This window comes from Tessaracoccus sp. (assembly GCF_016714275.1).
Taxonomy (GTDB): Bacteria; Actinomycetota; Actinomycetes; order Propionibacteriales; family Propionibacteriaceae; genus Arachnia.
The window spans coordinates 835,918-845,457 of record NZ_JADJNP010000001.1 but is presented as its reverse complement, the minus strand read 5'-3'; the positions used below and the strand labels follow the sequence as shown (position 1 = coordinate 845,457).

At 67.4% G+C, this 9,540-nt stretch carries 8 protein-coding genes; 3 read left to right on the top strand and 5 right to left on the bottom strand.

From position 1 onward, the window contains the following. The first annotated feature begins 202 nt into the window (after positions 1-202). From IPJ61_RS03905 to IPJ61_RS03895, 3 genes are read left to right on the top strand one after another with little or no spacing between them, the layout of a single operon-like run. Positions 203-1,552: an ABC transporter substrate-binding protein gene (locus tag IPJ61_RS03905; RefSeq protein WP_297103315.1), complete on the top strand. Its 1,350-nt coding sequence runs from the start codon at positions 203-205 to the stop codon at positions 1,550-1,552. Next, positions 1,552-2,712 (top strand): carbohydrate ABC transporter permease, encoded by a 1,161-nt coding sequence (locus tag IPJ61_RS03900; RefSeq protein WP_297103312.1) that lies wholly within the window; start codon positions 1,552-1,554, stop codon positions 2,710-2,712. Before IPJ61_RS03905 ends, IPJ61_RS03900 begins: the two co-directional genes overlap by 1 nt. Continuing rightward, complete coding sequence (locus IPJ61_RS03895; protein ID WP_297103309.1) at positions 2,709-3,557, top strand: carbohydrate ABC transporter permease; 849 nt, start codon at positions 2,709-2,711, stop codon at positions 3,555-3,557. Before IPJ61_RS03900 ends, IPJ61_RS03895 begins: the two co-directional genes overlap by 4 nt. Positions 3,558-3,611: 54 nt before the next feature. Here the strand turns inward: IPJ61_RS03895 and IPJ61_RS03890 are convergent, their stop codons facing one another. Genes IPJ61_RS03890 through IPJ61_RS03870 form a run of 5 tightly spaced genes read right to left on the bottom strand, consistent with a single transcriptional unit; the run spans position 3,612 to position 9,386 of the window. Then, on the bottom strand, positions 3,612-5,072 hold the full coding sequence (locus tag IPJ61_RS03890) for a glycoside hydrolase family 32 protein (protein WP_297103303.1): 1,461 nt from the start codon (positions 5,070-5,072) through the stop codon (positions 3,612-3,614). Beyond that, positions 5,072-6,151, bottom strand: a complete 1,080-nt coding sequence (locus tag IPJ61_RS03885) for a LacI family DNA-binding transcriptional regulator (protein ID WP_297103300.1) — start codon at positions 6,149-6,151, stop codon at positions 5,072-5,074. Before IPJ61_RS03885 ends, IPJ61_RS03890 begins: the two co-directional genes overlap by 1 nt. 48 nt (positions 6,152-6,199) lie before the next feature. Further along, positions 6,200-7,531, bottom strand: a complete 1,332-nt coding sequence (locus IPJ61_RS03880; RefSeq protein ID WP_297103297.1) for an ABC transporter permease — start codon at positions 7,529-7,531, stop codon at positions 6,200-6,202. 2 nt (positions 7,532-7,533) lie between these two features. Beyond that, on the bottom strand, positions 7,534-8,622 hold the full coding sequence (locus IPJ61_RS03875; RefSeq protein WP_297103296.1) for a COG1361 S-layer family protein: 1,089 nt from the start codon (positions 8,620-8,622) through the stop codon (positions 7,534-7,536). Further along, positions 8,619-9,386: an ABC transporter ATP-binding protein gene (locus IPJ61_RS03870; RefSeq protein ID WP_297103294.1), complete on the bottom strand. Its 768-nt coding sequence runs from the start codon at positions 9,384-9,386 to the stop codon at positions 8,619-8,621. The genes IPJ61_RS03875 and IPJ61_RS03870 overlap by 4 nt, the downstream gene beginning before the upstream one ends. Positions 9,387-9,540: the final 154 nt, after the last annotated feature.

Sequence of the window (9,540 nt, the reverse complement as noted above, 5' to 3'; positions counted from 1 at the left end):
AGACGAACAGAGATCCGCGGCGGTTCGATGAGGCGTACGTGGGGTACAGCTCGTGCGGCCGACGCAGATTTGTGTTCGCTCTAGAGGTGACACTCATGAACTGACACGTGCTCAGATGTCGACCAGACACGTGTCTGGCGGTGTTGTTAGTCTATGTTGTCCCTCAGAGAGGCCCAACGCCGGGCCCTCTGAGAGGAGAATGATGAGCCAATCACGAGGACGGATCGGGCTTGTCGCCGTAACCGGCGTGGTCCTGAGCCTGGCTCTGACAGGCTGTCTGCAGGACCCGAATCCCCGAGCGGTCGGCGGGGGCGGTGGCAATGGTGTCATCGCACAGGGCGGCAGCACTGACAACGACAAGGTCGTGACCGTACTCGGCGCCTTCGGTGGCGACGAGGCGGTCGGCTTCCGCGAGTCGCTCGCGAAGTTCGAGGCCGAGTCCGGCATCAAGGTCGAGTACAACAACTCCACCGACTTCACGACCATCATCAAGGCCCGCGTGCGCTCCGGCGACACGCCTGACATCGCGATCTTCCCGCAGCCCGGTGGCCTCATCGAGCTGGTGGCCGAGGATCAGATCCAGCCGATCGACACCTACCTGGACTACGACGCGATCAACTCGACGCTGATTCCGGGCTTCCTCGACGCCGCCCGGGTCAACGGACGCGTCTACGGCGCGCCGATGCGCATGGCCGTCAAGTCCATCGTCTGGTACCCCGAGTCCTACAAGGAGACGGGCAAGCCGACCGAGTTCGCGTCCGTCCAGGAAATGCAGAAGGTCGGCGAGGAGATCGCCGCCGACGGCACCGCTCCCTGGTGCGTCGGGTTCGAGTCCGGCCCCGGCACCGGATGGCCGGGCACCGACTGGATCGAGGAACTGGTGCTTCGCATGTGGGGCCCCGACGTCTACGACCAGTGGACGAGCCATCGCATCCCCTTCAACGACGAGCGCATCGTCAAGGCCTTCGAGGAGATGGACAAGCTGCTCCTCGCCGACGGCGCCTCCTACGGCGGCCGCAGGGGCATCCTGGCGACGGCCTTCGGCGACACGATGAACCCGGCCTTCGAGAATCCCGCCAAGTGCTACTGGATGCGGCAGGGCAACTTCATCTCGGGCTTCTTCCCGAAGCCGATCCAGGAGACGTTGGACACCGCTGTCGGCACCACCGTGTTCCCGCCGTTCGAGGGCGGATTCGCGGGCCAGCCGATCCTCGGCGGCGGCGACATCGCGGCCCTGTTCAACGGCGATGACCCCGACGCCATCGAGGTCATGAAGTTCCTCACCAGCGACAAGTTCGGTGGCGAGTGGGCCAAGAAGGGCGGCTGGCTGTCCCCGCACAAGACGTTCGACGGGTCCAACTACCCCGACGAGACCACCCGCAGCATCGCCGAGATGGCGGCCAACGCGGACGTCTTCCGCTACGACGGCTCCGACCTGATGCCCAACGCCGTCGGCGGCGGCACCTTCTGGAGCGGCATGGTGGAGTTCACCGCAGGAACCAAGACGGCACAGCAGGTGGCCGACGACATCGAGAAGTCGTGGCCCCAGTGATGAGCGCCATGTCAGTCGCGGCCTCAGGGCCGCCTACAGCCAAGGCGCAGACCGCGGCGGACCCGAAGCGGATCGTGATCGGCGCCGCGGCGATGATCCTCGTCGGCTGGTTCATCGGCAACGGCTTCCTCGCCCTGGCCTACTACCCGCAGTGGTTCGCGGTGGGTCTGCCCGTGATCGACAAGATCATCCAGGCCCTGCTCGCCATGGTGCTGGGCATCGGCGGAGCGGTGTTGTTCTTCTACTGCATGAACATCTTCGTCGAGGGCCTGCCCGGGCGGCTCGGACAGTTCCTGATGCCGTACGCCTGGATCCTTCCCGGCTACTTCACCATCGGACTGCTCCTGCTGTACCCGGCCGTCCAGACCGTCAACTACTCGTTCGCGAACAAGGACTCGACGGCGTACGTCACGCCGATCTACCAGAACTTCGCGGACGTGTTCGCGGACGAACAGTTCACCCGCACCATCGGCAACAACCTGCTGTGGCTGCTGATCGTGCCGGCGTCGACGGTGGTCATCGGCCTCCTCGTCGCCGTCCTTGCGGACCGGCTGTCGCCCAAGGGCGAGTCGGTGTCCAAGGCGCTGATGTTCATGCCGATGGCGATCTCGTTCGTCGGCGCATCGACCATCTGGGGCTTCATCTACGACTACCAGTCCGGTGACACCCAGATCGGGTTGCTGAACGCCATCGTGAAGGCGCTGGGGGGCGAGGCTCAGTCGTGGCTGACCATCGACCGCTTCGCGCTGAACTCCATGCTGCTGATGGTGATCGTCGTCTGGCTCCAGGTCGGCTACGCCATGGTGCTGCTCTCGACGGCGATCAAGAACGTCCCCGAGGACACCCTTGAGGCCGCGAGGATCGACGGGGCGTCCGAGCTGAAGATCTTCTTCCTCGTCGTCGTCCCGCAGATGAAGGGCACCATCATCACGGTGTTCGTCACGGTGTTCATCATGGTCATGAAGATCTTCGACATCGTCTACGTCATGACCAACGGCAACTTCAAGACCAACGTGATCGCGAACATGTTCTTCCAGGAGCTGTTCGTGCAGCGCAACGCGGGCAAGGCGTCGGCCATCGTCGTCATCCTGCTGGTCGCGGTCATCCCCGTGCTCATCTACCAGGTGCGCCACTTCAAGCGTGAGGAGGCCGAGCGATGAGCAAGGCTGTTGACACCGAACAAAAGCGCAGCTGGGTCTCGATCATCGTCATGATCCTGCTCTGCATCCTCTGGCTGATCCCGACGCTCGGGCTGCTTGTCACGTCGTTCCGCGACATCGACCTCATCAACAGCACCGGCTGGTGGACGGGCATCCTCGGTCCGTTCACGGCGGAGAACTACGCCGGCGTCTTCCAGAAGACGGACATGGGAACGTCGTTCATCAACTCGTTCGCCGTCGCCGTCCCGGCCACGATCATCCCGATCACCCTTGCGGCCTTCGCGGCGTACGCGTTCACGTTCCTCGACTTCAAGGGACGTGACTTCCTGTTCGTGACGATCGTCGCGGTGATGGTCGTTCCCGCCCAGGTCGCGCTCCAGCCGATGCTGGACATGCTCGGCCCCCGCGGGATCAACATCTCCGGCCAGTACGTCTCGGTGTGGCTGCTCCACGCGGGCTTCGGCATGCCGCTGGCCATCTACACCCTCCGCAACTACATGACGACGCTGCCGCGTTCGATCATCGAGTCGGCGAAGGTGGACGGCGCGTCGCACTTCCAGACCTTCTGGAAGCTGGTGTTCCCGATGTCGATGCCGGCCATCGCCGGCTTCGCGATCCTGCAGTTCCTGTGGGTGTGGAACGACCTGCTGATCGCGATGATGTTCCTGAAGTCGCAGAACGCGACGGTCATCGTGTCGCTGGCGGGGATCATGGGCACGCAGGGCCAGGGCTGGGAGCTCCTGACCGCCGGCGCGTTCATCTCCATGCTGGTGCCGATGATCATCTTCTTCAGCATGCAGCGCTTCTTCGTCCGTGGCATGACCTCGGGCGCCGTGAAGGGGTAACAGCTGGTGTGACTGGGCGCCGGCGGGATCACTCCCGCCGGCGCCTTCCGCGTCCTATAGCGCGCTGACGGTGAGCGAGCGCAGCCGCGCGACCCCGCCGTCGGCGAACGCCACGATCCCGGTGCTCTCGGGTGAAGGGAAGATCAGGTCGCTGACAGCGACGGCCCCGTCCGCCGCGAGCACCTCCACGGAGGAGACGTCGACGAACACCTCCAGCGTGACGCGGTCGGTCTCCGCAAGCGGCGCCGGGTGCGCCGCGCCGATGTCCTGGGGCTCCAGGTGGGCGGCCGCCTCTGCCGCCTCGAAGTCCGGCGACTCCGGGGGGACGCGTCGCCGGGCGAGTCGGACGAGCCCGGAGCGGGTGCGGTCGACGGACACGGTCCCCGCCGCACGGTCCACGACGACACGCGTCGCCTCATCCCCGCCGACCCGGACGTCGAGGCCGAACCTGGCTGCCGTGCCCGCGTCGAAGTCCGCGACGATCCGCACGGCCGGCTCGGCGTTCGGGAACTCGTGCCGGCCGTCGACGACGACGTCGTGCGCCTCGAACAGCGGGGGACCCTCCCGGAAGACGGGACGCTGCACGAGCACGAGATCGTCGCCCTTGCGCCGGAGCGTGAGCCGCCGAGGGAGGCTCATCATGCCGCGGAACTCCTCGCCTGGGGTGTTGGCGGCGTAGGCCCAGTTGTTCATCCAGGCGTGGATGACCGGCGCGGGCGCGTCGGTGTACGCGACGCCGGCGTAGAAGTCGGAGCCGAAGTCCAGCCAGCGCGCCTCACCGATCGGGGTGAAGGTGTGGCCGTCATAGTCGACGACGAGGTACTGCATCCCCGAGCCGCCGGCGGGGCCGCCCGACTGGACGCTGAGCAGGAGAACCCATGCCGCGTCGTCGCCCCCCTCGATCGGCACGAGGACGATGTCCGGGCATTCCCAGACCCCTTCGGTGAAGCCGAACGGGCCGACCTCGCTGCTCAGGATCCAGTCGAGCAGGTTCTTCGACTCATACAGCCGGACGGTGCGGTCCTGGGTCATCACGATGGCCATGACGAACTCGTCCTCGCGGCGCAGGAGCTTTGGGTCGCGGAAGTCGTGGGAGTCGATGTCGATGATCGGGTTGCCCGCGTACGGCGTGAAGGTGCGGCCGCCGTCGGTGCTGTAGGCCAGCGACTGGCGCTGGATCTTCGTCACCGGGGAGAAGCTGGTGTAGATCGCGACAAGGGCAGGCCCCTCGGGGGTGCCAAGTCCGGAGACGTTTCGGTGGTCGACGACGGCGCTCCCGGAGAGGATGAACTCGTCGTCGGTGCTGGGGATCGCGACGGCAAGCTCGGTCCACTCGACGAGGTCCCGGCTCACCGCATGGCCCCAGGACGAGAACCCGGGCCACCAGCCGCGGGAGTTGTGCTGGAAGTACAGGTGGTACTCGCCATCGTGGAACAGCAGCCCATTCGGGTCGTTCATCCAGTTGCGGCGCGGCGCGAAGTGCGCGCGCGGACGCAGCGCGGGATCGAAGGTCATCACGACTCCTTGTGCGGGGCGGGCGCGGCCGTCGAGCTTCGCTCGCGCAGCGTGCAGGGGATCAGCCGGACGTCCGGCGCCCCGGCGAGGGTGGGGAAGGTCGGCGCTTCACCGACGTCGAGGCCGAGCCGGAGGAGCACCGACCGCATCGCCTCCTCGCCCATCCGACGCTGCGGCAACGCCACGCTCGTCAGGGCGGGCATCATCTGGTCCGCTACGCGGCGCTCGTCGTCGTAGCCGACGATCGACACGTCGTCGGGCACCCGCAGGCCGAGGCTGGCCGCGGCTAGCACCATGCCGACGGCGGCCCGGTCGTTGCCGGAGAGCAGCGCGGTCGGCCGCTCGGCAGCCGGCCGGTCGAGGACGTGCAGCGCGGCCGCGTACCCTTCCGCGATGTCCCACCCGGCCGGCCGTACCCAGTCTTCGCGGACGGCCGCTCTCGCGGCGCCCATCGCCTCCCGAAAGCCCTGCTCTCGCCAGCCGGCTGCGGGAGTGGTGGCGGTCCCGCCGAGGAAGGCTATCTCCGTGTGGCCCAGGTGGAGAAGGTGCCGGGCGGCGTCGGCGCCGCCGCGGACCTCGTCGGGGATGAAGGCCGGCACGGGCTGGGCCGGTGGCTCGGTGGGAAAGCAGTGGGCGAGCGCCGATGGGACGGTGTAGAAGCCCTGCGGCACGACGATCGAGTTGAGCCCGGAGAGGACGTAGAGCAGGCCGTCGACGGTGCGGTCAAGCAGGGTGCCGACGGCGCCGACGGTGCGGTGTTCGTCGTTCTCGGTGTCGGTCGAGAGGGTGAGGAACCCGAACCGCTGGGCCAGGGCGTTGGCGCCGGCGATGATCGCGCCGTCGAAGGCGCTGGTCACCGCCGCGTTGGAGACCAGGCCGATGACGTGCGACCGGCGATCGCGCAAGCTCCGTGCGACCTGGTTGGGGCTGTACTGCAGCTGCGCCGCCGCCTTGCGGATGCGTTCCTGGGTCTCCTTGGAGACGCTGCCGTCAGCGCGGCCGTTGAACACCATCGACACGGCACTCCGCGAGGCGCGGGCGAGCCGCGCCACGTCGAGAGCCGTTGCCTTGCGTGCCATGCGCCGATCCTAACCGCGCGCCCAGTGCCGAGAGAGGCGTGCGAGCCGCTATTGCGTCCGGATGGCGTCGAGTGGGCTCAGGCGGACGGCGCGCTGGGCGGGGGCGAGGCCCGCGAGGGTGCCGATCGCGGTCGAGAACGCGACGGCGCCCAGCATCAGCCAGGGCGGGATGATGGAGATCGCGCTGCCTTCACCGTCCATGCCGCCGCCCAGCATGCCGCCGAGGAACATGTTCATCGCCGCCGACACCCCAAGGCTGAGCGCCAGGCCCACCAGGCCGCCGAACATGCCGATCAGCGCCGACTCGAAGATGAACATGCCCCGGATGTCGCGCAGCGACGCCCCGAGCACCTTCATCACGCCGATCTCGCGGGTCCGCTCGAACACGCTCATCATCATGGTGTTCGCGATGCCGATGGCCGCGACGAGCAGCGATATGAACCCGATCCCGCCGAAGATCGCCTGAATCAGCAGCGCCTGGCGCTGCGCCTCCCGGATCCACTCGATCTCGGCCCACGCGCTGTAGCCCGCGTCGCGCAGCGTCGTCATCAGCGCCTCGGCGTCGTCAGGTGTCGGCGTGAACAGGCGGATCTCGTTGTAGACGAACTCGCCGCGGAGGGGTTTGCCGTCGGGTGTCGTCGGCTGGTTCGGCAGCGGCCTTCCCGGCGACTGCTTCTGCAGGAACTTGACGGTGGAGTCCAGGTCGGCGAAAAGCGCCTGCGAGAACTGGGTCCACGTCTGTCCGTCGCCCGCAACCTGTCCGGCGAACGGCAGGAGGAAGCGCTGGGGAGCGGGTGGATCGCCCCCGCCGTCGCCCGGCTCCTCGACGAAGCCTGCCTGGATGGTGGCGAACACGGAGTCGCGCTGGAAGTCGACATCCATGACCTCGCCCGTTGACTCGTCCCAGAACTGGGTGTTCAGCATGTCTCCGGCGACGACCGAGAAGGTGCTGTTCTCCGGTGGTAGCTCGCCCCACGCCAACTCCAGCCCGAGCTGCTCCAGCGCCGCGTGCGGCATAGCGGTGATCTGGCCCCACGTGGCCGAGCGGCCCACCCGGATCTCCAGGTCGACCATGTAGATCGGTGCTACCGACTGGATCTCGGGGTAGCTGGCCACCAGGTGGGTCACGAGGCGATCCGACAGCTTGTCGGGGATGCCCTGTTGTGCGGCGTCCGGCGGCGGGCCGCTCACGCTGACGGTGCGCAGAGTCCAGTTCGACTCCATGTTGCCGAGGAACTGCTGCGACATGCCGACGCCAAGGGACACCATCACGATCACGGCGGTGGTGCCGATCATGACGCCCAGCACCGTCAACGTCGTGCGGAACGCACGTTGCCGCAGCGACGCGAGGCTTGAGGCGACCAGGTCGGAGAAGCGCACGGTCAGTCTTCGCTGATCAGCGGCTCGGCGTCCATCGAAGCGAGCAAGTCGGCGTCGGCCTGCGCGGCCTTGCGGTGCCGCGCGCGCCGAACGACGATGAGAATGATGATGAGCGCGAGGAGTGCGGTGCCGGCGACCGCGAGGATCGGGATCCACGGCAGCGCCATGCCCTCCTCGGGCAAGGGCTCCTCCGGGCCGATGGGCTCCTCGGGCATCGGCATCCCCTGCGCCATGACCTGGACCTCCTGGGTGAACGACTTCTCGACACCCTCGTCGTCCTCGTAGCTGATCAGGATCTCGACGGGACCGGCCGACTCCATCGCCGCGGTCACCATCATGTCGACGGCGCCTGTCGAGCCGGGGTCGACGGTGCCGACGAACACCTCAGGACCGGTGATCGCCTGACCCTCGGGGATGCTCGCCTTCGCGTTGAACAGCTTCGACCGACCCTGGTTCTGGATGCTGAACGTCATCGACCCCTGCTGGCCGACCATCAGGATCTCCGGCATCAGCTCAGGGGCCGACGCCGAGGCCCGCGTCTCCTGCGTGACCACCACGGCCACGTCCTCCGAGCTTGTGTACGCGTTGGCCTGCATGTCCTCGTACTCGAGGTTGATGGTGACCTGGTACGGCTTGGGGTCCAGCGATGGCAGCGCGCGGAAGGTCAGCGTCCGGTTCGCGTAGTTGCCGGGCCGGATGCTCGGGATGAACAGCGACGACGTGCCCGCCATGGGGAGGAACGCGGAGTCGGCTGACGAGACCGTGACCTTCATGTTGCGCACGCGCGTCGTCGACGACGTGTTGCGCAGCGTGAAGCTCAGCTCGAACTGCTGGCCGGCGAGTACCGTGCCGGGCGAGGTGCTGAACTCCTCGACCATCACGCGCGGCACCGAGACGCCGGCGGGGCCGTCGGTGCCGCCTCCTCCGCCACCACCGCCACCTCCGCCGCCGCCGTTGCCTCCGCCGTCGCCCCCGTCGCCCGCGACGTCGGATCCGCCGTCCCCGGCGTCCGCGTGGGCCAGCCCGGCAGGCGTGATCGCCAGGAGCAGGACCGCGAGCATGGTCAGTGCGAGGCGGAGGAGAAGCTTCATGAGGCGGCCTTCTTGTGGTGTTCGGTGTGGCTGATGTCGGAGATGCGACCGTCGCTGATGGAGACGATGGTGTCGGCGAAGGACGCGAGATGGGCGTCGTGGGTGACCATCACCCAGGTCTGCTGGTAGCGCGCGATCACGGTGCGGATCAGGTTCAGGGTGGCGACGGAGGTGCGCGAGTCCAAGTTGCCGGTGGGCTCGTCGGCGAACACCAGCGGCGGCTGTGACACGAGCGCCCGCGCAATGCCGACGCGCTGCTGCTGACCGCCGGAGAGCTGGGTCGGCCTGTGGTTGACGTGCTTGCCGAGCCCCATCTGGTTCAGCACGATGTGCGCGCGCCGCAGCCGCGCCGCCTTCGGCACGCCGCGGAAGCTCAGGGGCAGCGCCACGTTCTGCAGCGCGGTGAGGTGCGGCATGAGGTTGAACGACTGGAAGATGAAGCCCACGTGGTCGCGGCGGAACGTCACGAGCTGCGACTCGTTCATCGTGTGCAGCGCGCGCCCGCCGACGTAGATTTCGCCCGCCGTCGGGCGTTCAAGCCCCGCGACCATGTTCAGCAGCGTCGACTTCCCCGAACCGGACGTGCCGACGACAGCGGTGAAGCTGCCGCGAGGGATGGAAAGCGTCACGCGATTGAGGGCCGCGAGCCGGGAGTCACCGACGCGGTAGACCTTGCTGAGGTCCTTGACCTGCAGCATGGGCGCACCGATCGGCGGCAGGGCAAGCCCCTTCGTGGGCGCCGAGCCCGGCGTCGTTGCACTCATGCGCTCGACCCTCTCAGGTGTTTCTCCCGTGCCGCATCCGACCCAGGTCTATGTTGTCGCGACAAAAGTACCCCAGTCGGGCAGTCGTGTTGAGCCTGATCCACTGCCCAACGACGCAGAATCGGCATCGTCTGCTGACGATGACTTAACCTCG

Coding starts and splice junctions, on each gene's coding strand:
- IPJ61_RS03905 (WP_297103315.1), top strand. CDS start 203: ATGAGCCAATCACGAGGACGGATCGGGCTTGTCGCCGTAACCGGCGTG.
- IPJ61_RS03900 (WP_297103312.1), top strand. CDS start 1,552: ATGAGCGCCATGTCAGTCGCGGCCTCAGGGCCGCCTACAGCCAAGGCG.
- IPJ61_RS03895 (WP_297103309.1), top strand. CDS start 2,709: ATGAGCAAGGCTGTTGACACCGAACAAAAGCGCAGCTGGGTCTCGATC.
- IPJ61_RS03890 (WP_297103303.1), bottom strand. CDS start 5,072: ATGACCTTCGATCCCGCGCTGCGTCCGCGCGCGCACTTCGCGCCGCGC.
- IPJ61_RS03885 (WP_297103300.1), bottom strand. CDS start 6,151: ATGGCACGCAAGGCAACGGCTCTCGACGTGGCGCGGCTCGCCCGCGCC.
- IPJ61_RS03875 (WP_297103296.1), bottom strand. CDS start 8,622: ATGAAGCTTCTCCTCCGCCTCGCACTGACCATGCTCGCGGTCCTGCTC.
- IPJ61_RS03870 (WP_297103294.1), bottom strand. CDS start 9,386: ATGAGTGCAACGACGCCGGGCTCGGCGCCCACGAAGGGGCTTGCCCTG.